The sequence below is a fragment of the Streptomyces sp. NPDC025793 genome (assembly GCF_055558375.1).
In genome coordinates this window covers 196324-214118 of the sequence record NZ_JBVHMR010000010.1, presented here as the reverse complement: position 1 = coordinate 214118, position 17795 = coordinate 196324, and the positions used below count along the sequence as shown (strand labels likewise).

Annotated in this window: 11 protein-coding genes; 1 reads left to right on the top strand and 10 read right to left on the bottom strand. The window is 72.3% G+C overall.

The window, feature by feature from the left end; genetic code table 11:
* Nucleotides 1–8: 8 nt before the first annotated feature.
* From ACZ4MF_RS21165 to ACZ4MF_RS21140, 6 genes are all read right to left on the bottom strand, one after another.
* Nucleotides 9–722 (bottom strand): glycoside hydrolase family 12 protein, encoded by a 714-nt coding sequence (locus ACZ4MF_RS21165; RefSeq protein ID WP_467493477.1) that lies wholly within the window; start codon nucleotides 720–722, stop codon nucleotides 9–11.
* Between the two features lie 44 nt (nucleotides 723–766).
* The gene (locus ACZ4MF_RS21160; protein ID WP_467493476.1) at nucleotides 767–2968 is read right to left on the bottom strand and encodes a glycosyl hydrolase family 95 catalytic domain-containing protein; all 2202 of its coding nucleotides are present in this window, start codon (nucleotides 2966–2968) and stop codon (nucleotides 767–769) included.
* The gene (locus tag ACZ4MF_RS21155) at nucleotides 2965–3180 is read right to left on the bottom strand and encodes a Beta-galactosidase C-terminal domain (protein WP_467493475.1); all 216 of its coding nucleotides are present in this window, start codon (nucleotides 3178–3180) and stop codon (nucleotides 2965–2967) included. Before ACZ4MF_RS21155 ends, ACZ4MF_RS21160 begins: the two co-directional genes overlap by 4 nt.
* A gap of 182 nt (nucleotides 3181–3362) precedes the next feature.
* On the bottom strand, nucleotides 3363–4307 hold the full coding sequence (locus ACZ4MF_RS21150; RefSeq protein ID WP_467493474.1) for a carbohydrate ABC transporter permease: 945 nt from the start codon (nucleotides 4305–4307) through the stop codon (nucleotides 3363–3365).
* Nucleotides 4304–5275 (bottom strand): ABC transporter permease, encoded by a 972-nt coding sequence (locus ACZ4MF_RS21145; RefSeq protein ID WP_467493532.1) that lies wholly within the window; start codon nucleotides 5273–5275, stop codon nucleotides 4304–4306. The genes ACZ4MF_RS21150 and ACZ4MF_RS21145 overlap by 4 nt, the downstream gene beginning before the upstream one ends.
* Nucleotides 5276–5392: 117 nt before the next feature.
* Entirely contained in the window at nucleotides 5393–7102 is a 1710-nt protein-coding gene (locus ACZ4MF_RS21140; RefSeq protein WP_467493473.1) for an extracellular solute-binding protein, read from the bottom strand.
* Between the two features lie 255 nt (nucleotides 7103–7357).
* Here ACZ4MF_RS21140 and ACZ4MF_RS21135 point away from each other — a divergent pair, with 255 nt between their 5' ends.
* Nucleotides 7358–10201, top strand: a complete 2844-nt coding sequence (locus ACZ4MF_RS21135; protein ID WP_467493472.1) for a glycoside hydrolase family 3 C-terminal domain-containing protein — start codon at nucleotides 7358–7360, stop codon at nucleotides 10199–10201.
* A gap of 84 nt (nucleotides 10202–10285) precedes the next feature.
* Here the strand turns inward: ACZ4MF_RS21135 and ACZ4MF_RS21130 are convergent, their stop codons facing one another.
* From ACZ4MF_RS21130 to ACZ4MF_RS21115, 4 genes are all read right to left on the bottom strand, one after another.
* Nucleotides 10286–11653 carry a S53 family peptidase gene (locus ACZ4MF_RS21130; protein ID WP_467493471.1) on the bottom strand — a complete coding sequence of 456 codons (1368 nt, stop codon included), beginning with the start codon at nucleotides 11651–11653 and terminating at the stop codon, nucleotides 10286–10288.
* 228 nt (nucleotides 11654–11881) lie between these two features.
* Nucleotides 11882–13330: an aldehyde dehydrogenase family protein gene (locus tag ACZ4MF_RS21125; protein ID WP_356024446.1), complete on the bottom strand. Its 1449-nt coding sequence runs from the start codon at nucleotides 13328–13330 to the stop codon at nucleotides 11882–11884.
* Between the two features lie 154 nt (nucleotides 13331–13484).
* Nucleotides 13485–15116 (bottom strand): PucR family transcriptional regulator, encoded by a 1632-nt coding sequence (locus ACZ4MF_RS21120; RefSeq protein ID WP_467493470.1) that lies wholly within the window; start codon nucleotides 15114–15116, stop codon nucleotides 13485–13487.
* A gap of 125 nt (nucleotides 15117–15241) precedes the next feature.
* The gene (locus ACZ4MF_RS21115) at nucleotides 15242–17668 is read right to left on the bottom strand and encodes a type IV secretory system conjugative DNA transfer family protein (protein WP_467493469.1); all 2427 of its coding nucleotides are present in this window, start codon (nucleotides 17666–17668) and stop codon (nucleotides 15242–15244) included.
* Nucleotides 17669–17795: the final 127 nt, after the last annotated feature.

Here is a 17795-nt window from a genome sequence, read left to right as displayed (position 1 = left end):
CGGGCGGCTCAGCTGCTGCTGACGCTCTCGCTGTTGACGGTGAAGTTCAGCCCGCCGGCCGAGGAGGTGATCTCGAAGCCGAACTGGAGGTCACCGATGGTCACGTCGCCGAACCAGCCCTTGGTGTCCTTGATCCACTTCAGGATCGGCAGGATGCTGACCGAACCGGCACTGGAGTTGGAGCTGCGGACGAAGGAGAACACGTCGTTGGAGCCGTTGTTGCCCCTGTAGACGGTCCAGGTGGAGCCGCCGAGGGTGACACTGCCCTGCGAGGTGCCGAGCGGGCCGACGGCGCCGGTCTTGTTGACCCAGAGCATGATCTCGTACTTGTGGTTCGTGTCCCAGATGTCGTATGCCGTCTCGTAGGCGCCGGACGACGGGACGGTGACGTTGTAGCTGCTGGTGAGCGAGGCCAGGGAGCCGACCGACTTGTTGATCACCTTCTCGGCGTTGGGGTAGGACTTGATGCCGCCGGTGTTGGGGTGGTTGGCGTTGACGCCCCAGTTGGTGCCGGAGTCGGCCCAGATGCACTGGGTGCCGGCGCCGGAGCCCCAGATGTCGTTGTAGAGGGTGTAGCCGTTCAGCGTGGTGCTGCCCCACTGGTCGCAGGAGGACCAGACGGCGGCGGAGGCGGGCGCGGCGGCGAGGCCGACGGTGGCGCCGAGGGCCAGGGCGGGGGCGATGAGCGCCGTGGCGGCCTTGCTGAGCGTGCGTGGTGCCATGGTGGCGTCCCTTCCGTTCCATGGGTGGGGGGATGTGCGGGGAGTCACCACGTCCCCAGGGTGAGGACGCGGTCTTCTCCGGCGACGAGGTCGAGCGGCTGTGCGCCGGAGGAAGTCCGCAGGTCGATGCGGGCGGTGCGGCTCGGCCGGAGGGTGACCGTGGCACGCCCCGGAGCCCAGCCGAGGTCGACTTCGGCACCGAACCGGGTGCGCACGCCCCGGAGTTCGCCGGCCGGGCAGCTGTCCGGGACGGCGGGCAGCAGGACCAGCCGGCCGGGGGTGGACTGGACGAGCATCTCGATCAGGACGCCGGGCAGGGTGTGCGCGGCGTCCGCGTTGTAGACGTCCCGGTGGGGGTAGTGGGCGCTCATCAGCGAGGCGTGGAAGAAGTCGCCGCCGAGGACCTCGCGCAGGGCGTCCTCGGCCCGGCCGGCGTCCCGCAGCCGTGCCGCGATCAGGGCGTGGTGCAGATGGCCGTGCGCCGAGTGGTTCTCGGCGCCGCGCAGGGCGAGGGCACGATGGGCGGCGGCGGCCAGGCCGGGGGTGTCGTAGGGATTGATCTCGTCGAGCGGCCAGACGCCGTAGAGGTGACTGAGGTGCCGGTGGTCGTAGGTGTCGTCCAGACCGGGCCAGGCCCATTCGGCGAGCGCGCCGTCGGAGTTGACCCGGTGCGGCGGCAACCGCTCTGCCAACTCGCGCCATTTCGCCGCCTGTTCGGGGTGGTAGCGGGCGGCGGTGAGCAGGGCGTGCCGGGCGGCGGACAGATCCATGGCGGCGTTGAGGGCGCCCCAACTCGCGTTCGCGGGCCGGTTCTCGGGCGAGTAGGAGGGCACGACGACGAGCCGGCCGTGCGTGTCGGTGCGGGTGAGGAAGTCCTCGTAGAAGGCGGCCACCTCGGCGAGGACGGCGGCCGTGCGCGGATCCCGTTCGCCCCGGGTCTCGTCGTGGTCGACGAGCGGCTTGAGCAGCCAGTCGGCGCCGGCCGTCCACAGCTGGTGGGGGTACGCGCGGTCGAAGTGGTACGTCCGCCCCGACTCGCCGTCGGTGTGGGTGGGCGCGACCACGCCCCGGGCGCCGAAGATCGCGCGGGCGTTCCCGCGCCAGTCGCCGAGCTGGCGGTGGATCAGTTCCGCGAGTGCGTCGGTGACTTCGGGGAGGGCCGCGGCCGGTGCGGAGGCGGTCTGGAGGTTGAGGTTGGCGTTGGTGGTGAACGCCCCGGACCAGGCGGGGTCCCAGTCGCCGGTCCACAGGCCGGTGAGCCGGGGCGGCAGCAGGCCGCTGCTGGAGAACAGGTGATAGCGGCCGGCGGCGAAGAGCCGTTCCAGCAGGGCGGGGCTGTCCGGGCGCCGCAGCAGCTCCGAGCCGGGCAGCGCGCGCTCGGCGGGGTCGGCGCCGAGGTCGAGGCCGACCCGCTGGTAGGCGGTGCGGTGCGACTCCAGGTGCCGGTCGAGCAGTTCCTCGTACGGCCGCTCGGTGCCGGACACCAGGTTCCGGAGCAGCCCGGCCTCGGCGGCGACGTCGGCCTCGCCGGTGTGCCTCAGGACGCGGGTGAGCAGCAGCACCGGGCGGGCGCCGGTGACGCGGACGCCCGGCGGCTGGAGTTCGGCGCCGCCGACGGCGACGACGAGGGTGACGCCGGTGTAGGCGCGGTCGCCGCCGGGGTAGCGGGCGCGCAGGCTCAGCAGGGCGCCCTCGGGAGTGAGCAGGGCGCCGTGGCCGACCCTGAGCCCGGCCGGGGCGCCGGGCAGCCGGTGGTCGAGGCGGATGTCGAGGTCGCCCGCCGCGATCTCGTGCACGATCACGTCGTCCGCGCGGGAGACGAAGACCCGGCTGCGGAAGTCGGCGCAGACGGCGGTGACCTCGCCGGTGGTGAAGTCGACGCTCCGCCGGTATCCGCTCCGGCTGTCGCCGGGTCTGCCGAGCCGTATCTGGAAGGCGGGATGGAAGGGCTGGACCCACTGGAGCGGGCGGCCGTCGGTGAAGCTCTCGGCGGCGGTGAGGTCTCCGTCGAGCAACCGGTCCTGGAGCGCGGCGAGTTGATCGGCGAGCCGGGGCGGGCGGGCGTGTTCGCCGCCGTTCGGCCGGACCAGGGTGTGCTGGGTGACGATGACCCGTTCATCGTTCGGATCACCGAACACAAGGATGCCGTGCCGGCCGTTCCCGCTCAGGAAGGCGTCCTCCCAGCGCTTCGCCGGGGCGGGCTCCCAGGTCCCGTGCACGGGTGCGTGTGCGGATGCGTCGCTCATGGCCGCAGCACCGCCACTCCGTACCGGTCGAGGGTGACGGACCCGGTGACCCGCTCCCCGCCGATCAGCGCGTTGCGCCGGCGGTAGCTCTGCGAGGCCCCGGGTGTGGTATCGGCGGCGGCTTCGGCCGCGGTGGCCCTGGCGGGAAGGGTGAGGAGGGCCGCGGTGGCCGCGGTGCCGGTGAGGACGGTTCTGCGGGTGGGGGCGGGCACGGGGGACCTCGGTGGGTTGGTCGACGGAGTTGTCGCCGGGCGGGGGTGGGGTCGCCTGCCCGCGCTCGCGGGGTGCCGCCCGCGCCCACCCGTGCCGCCCTGGGGCGCCTCCCGGGCCCTTCAGGCCCTGAGGGAGGCACGACTGCCCGCAGGCTGGGCAGGTGAGCGCCTGGAGACTCGGGTCACCCCTTGACCGCTCCCGTCAGCATCCCCTTCTTGAAGTGCTTCTGGACGAACGGCGACAGGACCGTCACCGGCAGCAGGGCCATGACCATCACGGCCATCTGCACGGCCAGCCCGGACAGTTCGCCCGTCTTGATGGCCTGCCCCAGCCCCACCGGGGCCTGCTGCTTCTGCACCAGCTGGATCATGACGTTCTGGAGCGGCATCTTGTCCTGGTCGTTGAGGTACAGGGACGCGTTGAACCAGGCGCTCCAGTAGCCCACCGCGTAGAAGAGGGTGATGACGGCGAGGACCGCGCGCGACAGGGGCATGACGATCTGCCACAGGATCCGGAAGTCCCCGGCCCCGTCGATGCGCGCGCTGTCGATCAGCTCCTGCGAGATGCCCATGAAGAACCCGCGCAGGACAAGGATGTTGAAGACGCTCACCGCGCTCGGAAGGATGAGGGCCAGGTAGCTGTTCATCAGACCCAGGGACTGGACCAGCAGGTACGTCGGGATCAGGCCCGCGCTGAAGAACATCGTGGCCAGCAGGAACACGAGGAGCCAGCGGTGCCCGAGGGTGCCGATGCGCGAGAGGCCGTAGGCGCACAGGACCGACACGGCCATCGAGAACAGCGTGCCGACCAGCGTGACCAGGACGCTGATGACCGCGGCCCGGGTGACCTGGCCGCCGCTCAGCAGTTCCTTGTACGCGACGAACGTGACGCCCTTCGGGATGATCACCAGTCCGCCCGCCCGGTCGATCGTCCTCCGGGACGACAGGCTGGTGACGATCACGATCCAGAGCGGGAAGAGGATGCCCAGGCAGGCCAGGGTCAGGACCAGGCCTTTGCCGGCGAGACCGGCCCTGCCCGGTTCCTCCTCCCACACCGGGCGGGGCGGCGCTGCCCAGCGGGACGGCGGCCGCTCCCGGACGGGCGGGCTGTCGATGACGGCGGTCACTTCTTGTACACCCCCTGCTCGCCCATGAGATGGGCCACCTTGTTCGCGGCGAGGACCAGGCCGAGGCTGACCACGCCCTTGACCAGACCGGCGGCGGCCGCGTAGCCGAAGTCCTGGTTGCGGACGCCGTTCCACCAGACGAAGGTGTCGAGGACCTCCGCCGCGCCGGGTCCGACGGCGTCGCGTTGCAGCAGGATCTGCTCGAAGCCGACGGTCAGGGCGTCGCCGACCCGCAGCACCAGCAGCAGTGCGATCACCGGTCGCAGTGCGGGCAGCGTGACGTGCCACATGCGGCGCCAGCGGCCGGCGCCGTCCATCGCCGCGGCCTCGTACAGATCGGGGCTGACCGAGGCCAGCGCGGCGAGGAAGATGATGATTCCCCAGCCCGCGTCCTTCCAGATCCCTTCGGCCGTGACGAGGAACTTGAAGGTGGACGGGTTGGTCATGATGTCCAGCCCGTTGTAGCCGTGTCGGCGCAGCAGCTGCGACAACACGCCCGCGCCGCCGAAGAGTTGCTGGAAGACGGCGATGACCAGCACCCACGAGAAGAAGTGCGGGAGGTAGAGCACGGCCTGGGCGAACGCCCTCACGCGCGGCCTGACCACGCTGTTGATGAGCAGCGCGAGCAGGATCGGCACCGGGAAGAACAGCACGAGCTGGAGGACGAACAGGACCAGGGTGTTCTTGACGGCGCTCCAGAAGGCCGAGTCCGCGAAGATCTGCCGGAAGTTGTCGAGGCTCACCCAGGCGCTGTGCAGCATCGAGACGATGCCGTTGTCGCTGACGTAGGGGTTGTAGTCCTGGAAAGCGACGATGTTGCCCAGGATCGGCAGGTAGTTGAAGACCAGGATCAGCAGGACCGCGGGCAGTGTCATCAGCAGCAGGACGCGGTCGCGACCGAACCTGCGGCGCAGGCTCGGCTTCCCGCTCACCGTCCTCTTCCCGCTCGCCTTCCTCTTCCCGTCCACCGCCTCCTCCCCGTTCACCGCCTCCTCGCGGGTCCTGCCCGCGCTGTCGTCCGCCCCGGCCCTGCTCCGAGGCACCGTGCTGTGGGACACGGCCGTCTCCTCGCCTCGCGCCTCGCCTCAGCCGGCCGCCGTGCCGTTCTCGTCGAGCAGCTTCTTGTACCAGTCGCGCAGCTTGTCCCCGCCCTTGCTCTTCCAGTCGGAGACGGCCTGCTGCATGTCGCTGATCTTCTTGCGGCCGCGGGTGATGTCGTCCTCCAGCTGCTCGAAGTCGTTGCCGAGGTCGGTGTAGCGGGACGGCTCGGTGATCATCTGGCCGTAGAAGCTGGACTTCCTGGTGAAGGCGCCCATCCGCTGCTGCCACTCGACCTGGGCCTTGGCGACGTCGGGGAAGTCGGGGTGGGCGATGGTGGCGGCGGGCTGCGCGACCATGACGTAGGCGTTGAGCACCTCGTTGTTGCCCTGGGTGGTCTTGACGGGCACACCGTTCTTGACCGTGTAATCGGCGCCCTGCACACCGTAGTTGGTGGCCATGTACTCCTTGGTGCCGTACGGCGCTGCGGTGACGTTGGCGACGGCCAGCACGCCACGGACCACGGACTCCGAGGCCTTCTTGTTGATGAAGGCGAAGATGCCGGCGGGCTGTTCCGCCCACAGGTGCGGATCGCCGCCGTCGTGGCCGAAGAGGTCCATGCCCCAGATCTTGTACGACGGGTTCTGGGTGGCCTGTTCGGCGGTGCGGCTCCACCACTGGCTGATGTTGTTGGGGTAGATCAGGAACTCGCCGGCCGCGAACTTGGGGCCCGGGTCGGGGGCGTTCTTGCCCATCAGGGAGTCGGGGTGGACGTATCCGGCGGCGAAGAGCCTGCGGGTCCACTCCAGCGCTTCGAGGTACTCCTCGGTCTCGATGCGGTTGATCATCTTTCCGTCGACGAGGTTCCAGCCGAGCGGCTTCTCGCTGCCGGAGAGCACGCCGAACATCTGGAACGCGGTCCACTTCATGTCCAGACACGCCCAGCGCTTGGCCTTGGCGTTGGTGATCTCCTTGCACAGGGCCGTGAACTCGTCCGCCGAGCGCGGTACCTGATAGCCCTGCTTGTCGAAGATGTCCTTGCGGTAGAGGGGCACGATGCCGGTGACGTACGGGGCGGGCTGCGGCAGGCCGCGCAGTTTGCCGCCGATGATGCAGCGCCGCCAGGCGTCGGTCGGGATGGCGGCGAGGTTCGGGTAGTCCTTGACCTTGTCGCCGGAGAGATAGGGGCCGAGGTCGGCGAACTTGTTGATGACGGCGGTGGGTATCTTGCCGCCCATGTTCCAGCTCGGGACGACCACGACGTCGGGGACGTCGCTGGAGGCGAGGACGGCGCCGAGCTTCTGGTCGTAGGTGTTGCCGTCCTGGTTCCGCCAGACGACGTCGACGCCGATCATGTCGTTCATCGCCCGGTAGTAGGCGTTGTCGCCCTTGGGCGGGGAGCCCCAGAACGGCGACATGATCGTGACCTTGCCGCCCTTGCCGAGCTTCTTGGGCACCGAGGTCTTCAGGGCCGCCAGGTCGGTCTTGCCGGTGAAGCCGATCGCCGAGCCGTTCTTCGCGGGGATGTCCGGGGTCACCACGGTGTTCGCGACGTAGGTGGGCAGCAGTTTCCGGTCGCCCTTGCCGCCGGAGGTGCCGCCGCCGGAGCCGCTGTCCGACGCCCCGCAGGCGCTGAGCAGCGGCATGCCTCCGGCGACCGCCGCGGCGGCGACCGCGGTGGAGGCGAGGAAGCTCCGCCGGCTGGGAGATTCTCTCCGGCCGGGCACGGAGGAGGCGGAGGCGGCGTTCGGCGTCATTGCGTCAACCCTTCGAGATCAGTCGAAGCGCTTCGATGTTGCTGCGAGGTTAAGTGAACACATGGGGGCGCACAAGGGTCGCTCCCAAGATTTCCGCGATGCGCCGGGCCCTTGCGCGAGCGGCAACACCCCATGCAGGCTTGGCCGTATACGAGTGTTCGTCACGCACGGCACCTTGACACCCCGGCCTCTCCCGTCCGAGCATCGAAGCGCTTCGAAAGCGCCTCGTCGCTCCCTCCGCAAGGGGAACCACCCGTGACCGTTGACCCGCCGTCCGCCCCGCCGTTCCGCGATCCGCATCTGCCCTTCGCGAAGCGCATCGACGATCTGCTGGCGCGGCTCACCCCGGCCGAGAAGATCTCCTTCCTGCACCAGTTCGCGCCGGCCGTCGAGCGTCTCGGCATCGCCGCGTTCCGCACCGGCCAGGAGGCACTGCACGGGGTTGCCTGGATGGGCCCGGCGACAGTGTTCCCGCAGGCCGTCGGGCTCGGCGCGACCTGGAACCCGGAGCTGGTGCGGCGGGTCGGCGAGGCGGTGTCCCGGGAGGTCCGCGCGATGCGGGCGCGGGACGAGCGGGTCGGCCTCAACGTCTGGGCGCCGACGGTCAATCTGCTGCGCCACCCGTTGTGGGGCCGCAACGAGGAGGGCTACTCCGAGGACCCGAAGCTGACCTCGGCGATCGCCACGGCGTACACGCAGGGCCTGCGCGGCGGCCATCCGCTGTACTGGCGCACCGCACCCGTCCTGAAGCACTGGCTGGCCCACAACAACGAGACGGACCGGGCCACCTGTTCCGCCTCCGTCCGCCCGCGTGTGCTGCACGAGTACGATCTGCGCGCCTTCCGCGAGACGGTCGAGGCGGGCGCGGTGGCCGGGGTGATGCCCGCGTACAACCTGGTCAACGGCCGCCCCAACCACGTCTCCCCGTATCTGCGCGACCCCCTGCGCACCTGGACCGAGGAGGAGCTGCTGGTCTGCTCGGACGCGGGCGCACCCTCCAACCTGGTCGACGCCGAGCACTACTTCGACACCCACGAGGAGGCCGTCGCGGCCGCCCTGCTGGCCGGCGTGGACAGCTTCACCGACCACGGCACGGACGGCTCGCAGATCACCGGACGCCTCGAAAGGGCTTACGAGAAGGGCCTGTTGACCGATGCGGACATCGACACCGCCGTGCGCCGCCAGCTCTCCGTGCGCTTCCGGCTCGGCGAGTTCGACCCGGCGTACGACCCGCATGTCGGCGCCGGCGAGTTCGACACCCCGGCGCACCGGGAGCTCGCGCGGGAGGCCGCCGAGCAGGCGGTCGTGCTGCTGAAGAACGACGAGGACCTGCTGCCGCTCGCACCCGACACCCGGATCGCGGTGGTCGGCCTGCTCGCCGACGAGTGCAAGCTGGACTGGTACAGCGGCAGCCTCCTGCACCGCTCCACCCCGCTGGAGGGCCTGTACGAGCGGTTCGGCGCCGCGCGCGTGGAGTTCGCCGAGGGCGTGGACCGGGTCCGGCTGCGCACCGCCGCCGGGGCGTTCCTGCACGTGCCGCCCACGGACGCGCCGACCGAGGCGCGGGGCGCCGAGGGCGCCCTCGACCCGGCGCTGCTGGCCGGCCGCACCGATCTGCCGCCGCTCACCACGGAACCGGCCGGCACCGAGTTCGCGCTGGTGGACTGGGGTGAGGGCGTACTGACCCTGCGCGCGCCGGACGGCCGGTACCTGTCGGTGGCCGACGACGGCTACGTCCGCGCCTCCGCCGACCAGCCGGGCGGCTGGGTGGTCCAGGAGACGTTCCGCCTCGAACCGCATCACAACGGTCACCTCCTCAGGCATCTGGGCACGGGTCGCCATGTCCAGGTCGCCGCCGACGGCGTGAAGGTTGCCGACGCCGAGGGCTCCGGTGACGTCTTCGAGGTGATCACGGTCGAGCGGGGCGAGGAGGCCGTGGTCCGGGCGGCCGAGCAGGCGGACGTGGTGCTCGTGGTCGCGGGCAACGACCCGCACATCAACGGCCGCGAGACCGAGGACCGTACGTCCCTCGAACTGCCCGAGCACCAACGGCGGTTGCTGCGCGCGGCCCGCGCCGCGAACCCCCGCACGGTACTCGTCCTGACCTCGGCCTACCCGTACGCGGTCGACGTGGCGCGGCTCCCGGCCGTCGTGTGGACCGCGCACGGCGGCCAGGCGGCGGGCACGGCCCTGGCCCGCGTCCTGGCCGGCGACGTCTCCCCGGCGGGCCGGCTCCCGCAGACCTGGTACGCCTCCGACGGCGACCTGCCCGACCTGCTGGACTACGACGTGATCGGCGGACGCCAGACCTACCTCTACTTCGACGGCCTCCCCCTGTTCCCCTTCGGCCACGGCCTGTCGTACGCGTCCTTCGGCTACGGCGATCTCGCGGCGTCGGTCGCGGGCGGCGCGCTCCGCGTCCGCTGCACGGTGACGAACACCGGGGACCGGGCGGCGGACGAGGTGGTCCAGCTCTACGGGCGGGCCGCGGACCCGTCGGTGCCCCGCCCGCGCCGGGAGCTGCTGGCCCATCGCCGGCTCGGTCTCGCGCCCGGCGAGCGGGCCGAGGTGACCTTCGAAGTGCCGCTGTCCGCGCTGCAGTTCTGGGACGTGGCGCTCGGCGGCCCGCGCCTGGAGACCGGGCCGTACGACCTGCTGGTCGGCGCGTCCAGCGAGGACATCCGGCTGCGCACGACCGTGCACGTGGACGGCGCCCCGCCGGCCCCGCGTCCGGTGGTCCGGCGGGGCCTCGCGGGCGTGGACTTCGACGAGCAGTCGGGCATCGCGATCGTGGACCGGGCCCGCACGGCGGGCGACGCGGTGACCGCGGCGCACGGCGGGACGGCCGAACTGGTCTACCGCGCCTGCGACTTCGGCCCGGGCGTGACCGAGGTGACCGCACAGCTCGCGGGCGAGGGTGTCCTGGAACTCTCCCTGGACGGCGGCCCGGTGCTCGCGGCCCTGCGGCTGGACACCCCCACCGACGGCCCGTACGCCTACACCACGCTCGGCGCCGGGCTCGTCGCCGAAGGCGTGCACGACGTCCGGCTCAGGCTGCGCGGCCCGCTGCGGCTCGCGCACGTCGGCTTCTCCGGTTGAGGGTCCGGAGGAGACCGACGCCAGGAAGGGGCCCGGCACCGAAAGGCAGCGGTGCCGGGCCCCTTCACCTGCTCGGGACGAACGTCAGCCGCGGCTCGCGCGCGCGAGGGCCGGCACGAAGGTCAGGGCGTTGAGCGTGCCCACACCCGTGGCCATGTCGTAGCCGTCGACGGCCTTGTAGCCCTTGACGCCCTGGTAGCTGTTGTCGGTGCCGTCGTTGACGTCGACGACGCCGGAGCCCTTGCGACCCATGAGGGTGTAGAGGGCCTGGTTGATGTCGCCCACGCGGTGGCCGCCCGCCTGGTCGGCGAGGGCGACGATGCCCGAGAACAGGGGGCTCGCCTCGCTGGTGCCGCCCGCGACGTCCCAGCCGGTGGCGGTCGGGTCGTAGCTGGAGTAGGTCCAGGCACCGCCGTTGACCGCGGCGGCCATCGAGATGTCCGGGGTGCCGCGGCGGGTGCCGACGACGTTCCGCACACCGCTCTGGAAGGCCGGGCGGGTGAACACGTGGGACTGGCCGCCGCCGCCCGCGCCGTTGTCGTTGTAGACGCTGTCCGGCTTGACCCGCTCGCCCTTGTCGTTCAGGTGGAGCTGGGTACCGCCGATGGAGGTCACCAACGGGTCCGAGGAGGGCCAGGAGTTGACGCGGTACTTGTAGTAGCCCTTGCCGTCCGCGGTGGCGTCGGTCGCGCCGCCGTCGCCGGAGGAGGCGAGGACGGTCACGTGCTTGCGGGCGGCGTCCTCGAAGGCGTACCGCAGCTTCTTGATGCTGGAGAAGTCGCCCTTGTCGAAGCCCGGGAAGGTGTTCTCCGTGGCGCCGAAGCTCTGGCTGATGACGTCGCCGACCCCGTGGTCGATCATGTACTTCTCGGCGTCCATCATCTCCGGCAGACCGGTGGTGCCCTCGGTCTCGGCGACGGCCGTCTCCACCAGCACGATCCTGGCGTCCGGCGCGACGGCGTGCGCCATCTCCACGTCGAGCGTGGTCTCGCCGGCCCAGCCGGTCATGTCGGAGTTCTTCGGGTCGAACGGGGGCACCTTGCCCCACTTGACCACGTTGACCTTGGTGCTCTTCATCCCGAACTGCTTGCTGTACACGTCGAGATCGTGCTGGATCGTCGGCGAGCCGAACGAGTCCACGATGACGATCGTGCGCCCCTTGCCCGTGATGCCCTTCTTGTACAGCGCGTTGAGGTTGTACGCGGTTCTGTACTGGAGCGGGTTGTAGCAGTTGATGTGCCACTTGGCCTGGCACTGCGCGATGGGAAGGGGGCTCGCGACGTCGCGAGCGAGGGTGTGCCCCGCGATGGCCGGCTGCGCGAAGGTGTGCGGTACGCCGGCGGGCGCGGCGGCGGTGGCGCCGGCCGAGGAGACGGTCGCCAGGCCTGCGGCGACCAGTGCGGCGGTGGCGGCGGTGGCGGCGAGGCCGCGCCCGGTACGGGCTATGTGCATGTGTTCCCCTGAGTGGTCCGAAGTCGGACGTGGATCGGTCGCCCCAGTCGACACGCAACCCCATGGGTGAGTCATGCACAGAACAAGATTATTGACCTGCGGATATCAAATCCTTTACCGGAGCACAGCATTCAGCGGGAAGGCGAACGGCCGTTCCCCGCGCACGCGAACGGCCGCGACCCCCGCACAGTGGGCCGCGGCCGTCCGGTCCGACCTGTCCGTGGCAGGTCAGAGCGCGAGACCGGTGAGGACCAGCACGCGCTCGTAGGTGTAGTCCTCCATCGCGAACCTGACGCCCTCGCGGCCCACACCGGACTGCTTGGCGCCGCCGTACGGCATCTGGTCGGCGCGGTAGGACGGGACGTCGCCGATCACCACGCCGCCGACCTCAAGGGCGCGGTGGGCGCGGAAGGCGGCCTGCAGGTCGCGGGTGAACACGCCCGCCTGGAGGCCGTACTTGGAGTCGTTGACCGCGGCGAACGCCTCGGCCTCGCCGTCCACCTTCTGCACGCTGAGGACCGGTCCGAAGACCTCCTCGCGGGCGAGGGTGGTGCCGGCCGGGAGGTCGGTGAGCACGGTCGGCGCGTAGGCGGCGCCGTCGCGCTTGCCGCCGGTGAGCAGCTGGGCACCGGCCTCGACCGCCTCCGCCACCCAGGACTCGACGCGCTTGGCCGCGTCCTCGCTGACCAGCGGGCCGACGTCGGTCGCGGCGTCGCTCGGGTCACCGGTGTTCTGCGCCTCGACGGCGGCGACGATGCGCGGCAGCAGCCGGTCGTAGACCGACGCGTCGGCGATCACGCGCTGCACGGAGATGCAGGACTGGCCGCCCTGGTAGTTGGAGAAGGTCGCGATGCGGGTCGCGGCCCAGTCCAGGTCGGCGTCGGAGGCGTAGTCGCCGAGGACGACCGCGGCGCCGTTGCCGCCCAGCTCCAGCGTGCAGTGCTTGCGCGGCACCGAGTCCATGATCGCGTAGCCGACCTTCTCGGAACCGGTGAAGGAGATGACCGGCAGGCGCTCGTCCTGGACGAGGGCGGGCATCTTGTCGTTGGCGACCGGGAGGATCGACCACGAACCGGCCGGCAGGCCCTCGGTCTCGGCGAGCAGGTCACCGATGAGCAGGCCGGAGAGCGGGGTGGCGGGCGCCGGCTTCAGGATGATCGGCGCGCCGGCCGCGATCGCCGGGGCGATCTTGTGGGCGCAGAGGTTCAGCGGGAAGTTGAACGGCGCGATGCCGAGCACGACGCCCTTCGGGAAGCGGCGGGTCAGCGCGAGGCGGCCCTGGCCGCCGGCGTCGGTGTCGAGCCGCTGGGCCTCGCCGCCGTTGAACCGGCGCGCCTCCTCGGCCGCGAACCGGAACACGGAGACGGCCCGGCCGACTTCCCCTCGGGCCCACTTGATGGGCTTGCCGTTCTCGGCGGAGATCAGCTGGGCGATCTCCTCGGTGCGCTCGGCCAGCCGCTTGCTGACGTGGTCGAGGGCGGCGGCGCGCACGTGGGCCGGGGTGGCGGCGAACTCGTCCCGCACGGCGTACGCGGCGGCCACGGCCTCCTCGACCTGGGCGTCGCTCGGCACGGCGACCTTGCCGACGAGCCGGCCGTCCCACGGGGAGGTGACGTCGAGGGTGTCCTCGCCGGTGACCTGGCGGCCGGCGAGCCAGAAGGCGTGGGTGGAAGTCATAGTGCGAGTCCCGGCCCTTCCGCGTTGGAGGTGTGCTGCTTTCGTGCTCCACGGTAGGGCTGGGGCGGCGGGCGGTCGCTTGTCCGACTCGTAGCAGTCGGGGCGGGGGATACGCCGTATTGGCGAGGTGAGGTGGCGGGTCGCGCACCACCGCTCACTCCGCCGAGGTCGCCTTCAGGGCGAGCCACAGCTCCATGCGTACGTCCGGATCGTCCAGGGACCGCCCGAGGATCTCCTCGACCCGGCGCATCCGGTACCGCAGCGTGTGCCGGTGCACACCGAGGTCCGCGGCGGCGGCGTCCCACTGTCCGTGCCGCGACAGCCAGGCCCGCAGCGAGGCGACGAGATCGCCGCGGCCGGTCGCGTCGTGCTCGTGCAGCGCCCGCAGCAGCCCGTCGGCGAACGCCTTCACCGCGTCGTCGGCCAGCAGCGGCAGCACCGACCCGGCGGCCAGCCGCTCGTGCTCGACCAGCACCCGGCCGCGCCGCCTGGCCACCGACAGCGCCTGCTCGGCCTGCTTGTAGGCCGCCGCCGCGGCGATCGGCCCGGCCGGCGCCGACAGGCCCACGACCAGCTCCGCCTCGTCGCCCCCGGTACGCTCCGGCGCCGCCCGCGCGGCCTCCAGCGCCGCCGCGTACCGGGTGCAGGCGGCCACGGCCGCGCCCGCGTCGGCGGCCAGCACCACCAGCCGCTCCCCCTCGGGCACGACCAGCACGGCCTCGCCGGAGCGGGCGGCGGCGGACTCCACGCTCTCCGCGAGCCCACCCAGGGGATCTCCACCGCTGTCGGCGACGACGGCGGTGCGGCCGGGGGCATCCGCCTGCGCCCGTGCCGCCGCACCGGACGCGGACTCGGCGACGATCATCCGGAACGGCGCGTCGAGGAGTCCGCCGTACAGGTCTCCGGCGACGGCCCGGGCGTGGTCGGGCTCCCCGGCGAGCAGCATGCGCAGCACGGCCGCGCCGACGCGCTGTTCGGCCGCGTGCAGGGAGCGGGAGCGTTCGGTGGTGAGGGTGAGCAGCGCGATGGCGGAGTGCACGGCGTAGCGCTCGGCGGTGCCGAGGGCGGCGGCGGTACCGACGGCGAGCGCGGCGCGCGGCCGTCGCCCCGTGCCGAGGGAGTGCAGCTCGACCCGGTCCTCGTGGTCGGGTCCGCCCACCACGGACGAGGCGGGCGCGGGCCGCTCCCGCAGCCGTTCCACCTCGGCGGTCAGCCGCGCGGCCCGCCGTCCCGCCCACTCGGGCGCGGCGGCGACGACGGCGCCCGAGGCGTCGTACAGGGCCGCCCACCCGTCGACCTGCGCGGCGAGCGCCCCGAGCAGCCCCTCGGGGCCGGCGTTGAGCGTCTGCTTGGTCAGCTCGCGCTGTGCGGCGAACCCCGCCGTGACGGCCCGGTACTGGTCGGCGGCGATGGCGGCGGAGACGGCCTTGCTGATGGCGAGGAAGGGTGTGCGCCGCGGCACCTCCAGCAGCGGCAGCCCCTCCTCGCGCGCGGCGTGGACGAGCGCCTCGGGAATCTCCTCGTAGTTCACCCCTACGGCGAACCCGAGCCCCACGACACCGGCCCCCACCAGCCGCTTCACATAGCGCCGCATGGTCTGCGGATCCTCCGCGTCCAGCTTGAGGGCGGTGATCAGCAGCAGCTCGCCGCCCTCCATGTACGGCACGGGGTCGGCCAGCTCGCTCACGTGCGCCCAGCGGACGGGCACGTCGAGGTGGTCCTCGCCCGCGCGCACGGTCAGCTTGAGCGCGGAGTGATGGACGAGCGAGGCGAGCGTGGGGGGCATGGGTCCTTCACGGTGAGGAGCATCCGCCGGTCTCGGCGATCTCGGCGGTCTCGGCGATCTTTTGGCCGCCGCGTATGAACGGCCCACCCCGATTCTGCCTCACCGTACGAGCCCGCGCCGCCCCCTCACCCCCGCAGATCCACGAGCAGCGGCGGTGCGTGCTCCCCCCGCACACTGGTCAACGACAACACGGCATGCCCCGCGGGCACCCCGTGCGCCAACTCCGAGGCCGACCACCGCTCCCGCTCGACCTGGCGGACGGTCACGGCCTCGGTCGTCACCGCCTTGCCGGTGATCAGCTTGCGCAGGGCGTGGATCGCGCGGGTCATGGGCTGGTTCGCGAAGACGGTGTGCTGGGCCACGTCCCGGGTCTCCACCCACTCGGTGCCCCAGGCGTCCGCGAACCTGCCGCCGTCCCACGTGGCCACCCCGGAGAACGCCATCCGGCAGCCGACGGCCGCGTACAGCGGTCCGTGCAGCGCCTCGGGGACATCGCCGACGGTGCGCAGGGCGAGCACGACGCCCGCGTTGCGCGAGCGCAGCCGCGGGATGCGACGCAGGGACTCGGTCGTCACCGCGCCGGTGGCGTCGTCCAGGACGAGGCAGGCGAAGTGGGTGCGCTCGCCGGCCATCGCGACGGCGCCGAACTGGGCGAGCACCAGCCGGGTGACGATCCGAGCCGCCTCTTCGTGTCCGCGCTCGGGCAGGTCGATGCGGACCCGCAGCGGATGGTGGGCGACGGCGCGCAGCGAGAACGGCCGGGTACCGGCGCCGTCCGCGCCGAAGAACTCGGCGAACGCCGGGCGGTCCAGCACGGCGAGCCGGTCGGCCAGGACCGGGCCGGGGTCGCCGGCGCTGCCCGACTGCCGGGCACGCGCCTCGAGTTCGCGGCGCATCGCGGCGTGCTCGTCGCCGGCGAGCGCCGCGCGCAGCGCCGCCAGGGCCGACGGCTCCCCTTCCAGCAGCTCGCGCAGCAGCGGCAGGGCCGGAAAGCGGCCGTGGGCCGCCCGGTAGGGGCCGAGGAGCTGGGCGAGCGCGGTGACCGCCCGCTGCCCGCTCACCGTGTCCAGATCACCGACGAGCCCCTCGGCCAGGAAGGCGGCCGCCTCGTCGGGATCCTCGGACTCGGCGTACGGGTCGAGGTCGTGGACGGACGCGGGGTCGCCGAGGCGTACGACGACATCGTGGGCGGAGTCGGGGCCGAGCGGGGTGCCCGCCGCGCAGACGGCGACGACGGCGCACTGTCCGGTGAGCGCCTGCAGGCCGAGCGACTCGACGACGGGCTGGATCAGATGACGGGTCTTGCCCGCACCGGAGGGTCCGACGGCCAGCAGCGAGGTGCCGAGGGTGTCCGGCGCGAGCGCGACGCCCGCGCCGCCGTATCCGCGAGGCGTGCGCTCTCCCTCGGCCCACCGCCCGATGCGCACCTGTCCGACCAGCAGATCGTGCCGGCCGGTGCGGCCGGGCAGGTCACGGTGGCCCGACGGGTGGGTCCAGGCGGCGCCGCCCTCGCGCAGGACCGTGTCGGAGAAGGACGAGACCCGGGCCCGGGCGCGGGCCACGGTCCACATGTGGCCGACCCGCGCGCAGTCCACGTCGTTCATCCGGCCGGCGTCCACCTCGGCGGCGAGCAGGTCCGCTGCCTGGTGCTGACCGGCCTCGCGCAGCTCGGGCCACTGCGACGGCCGCCGGTCGACGGCCGTCTGTACGGTCCGGCCCGCCTTCGCCCGCCCGCGCGCGGCGAGCTTCTCCCGCGCGAGGGACCGCCAGCCGCCGATCCGGGCGAACGGCCACAGCACCAGCACGGTGATGAGCGTGTACAGCCCGTCCGTGAGCCACTGCGACGCGAACACGCTGTAGTCGCCGGTGATCAGGACGAGGAGCGAGAACAGCGGATCCTGGACGGGAAGGGGGTCCCAGCCGAGGCCGAACCAGGCCGGGAAGACGAAGGCCAGCGCGATCAGCGCGCCCACGGCGGCGAGCAGGGCGCGGGCGGGCTGCTCACGGCGGCCGACGACGTGCCGGACGATGTCGCCCCAGCTGCCGAGGCGTGCCATGGCGTAGACGAGGATCGCGAAGACCACGCCGTTGGCGACCGTGAGGGCTTCGGCGCCCTTGAAGGTCTTGGGCGACGTGGTGCCGCCCCACCACCAGTCGTCCGGGGTGAGCAGCTTGAGGACGGTCCATTGATAAGGGAGGCTGCCGTGCCGCCACAGCGACCACAGCAGCAGCCCGGCCGCCAGGGGCACGACGAAGCCGACGATGGTGACGGGGGCCAGCCGCTGGGCCGGCCGGGCGGCCTTGGGCGGGCGGTAGCCGAAACGCCAGATGCCGGGCTCGACGGCCGGTCGCGGCTGGTCGAGCCACTCGGCGACGGGTGCGCGCAGTGGCGCGCCGTGGGAGGCGTGCGAGGGCTGGGCGGTCGGGGGCGGCGGCACGTCGGGCGCCCGGGACGGCCGGGGCGGCACCTCCCCTCCCTCCAACGGCGTAGCCGGGCGCGGTACCGGCTGCGCATGCGTGCCGCGCGCGTCGCGTGTGCCGTCGCTGTCCATCGCCCTTGCCCCCTGACCAGCCGTTCCGTCCACCGTCAGCGAGCCAATCTAACGCCCCCGCAGGGGGAGTTCACCGATTACGGGGCCGACAGGGCCGGGCGGGCGGGTGGAATGCGGGCGAACGGCT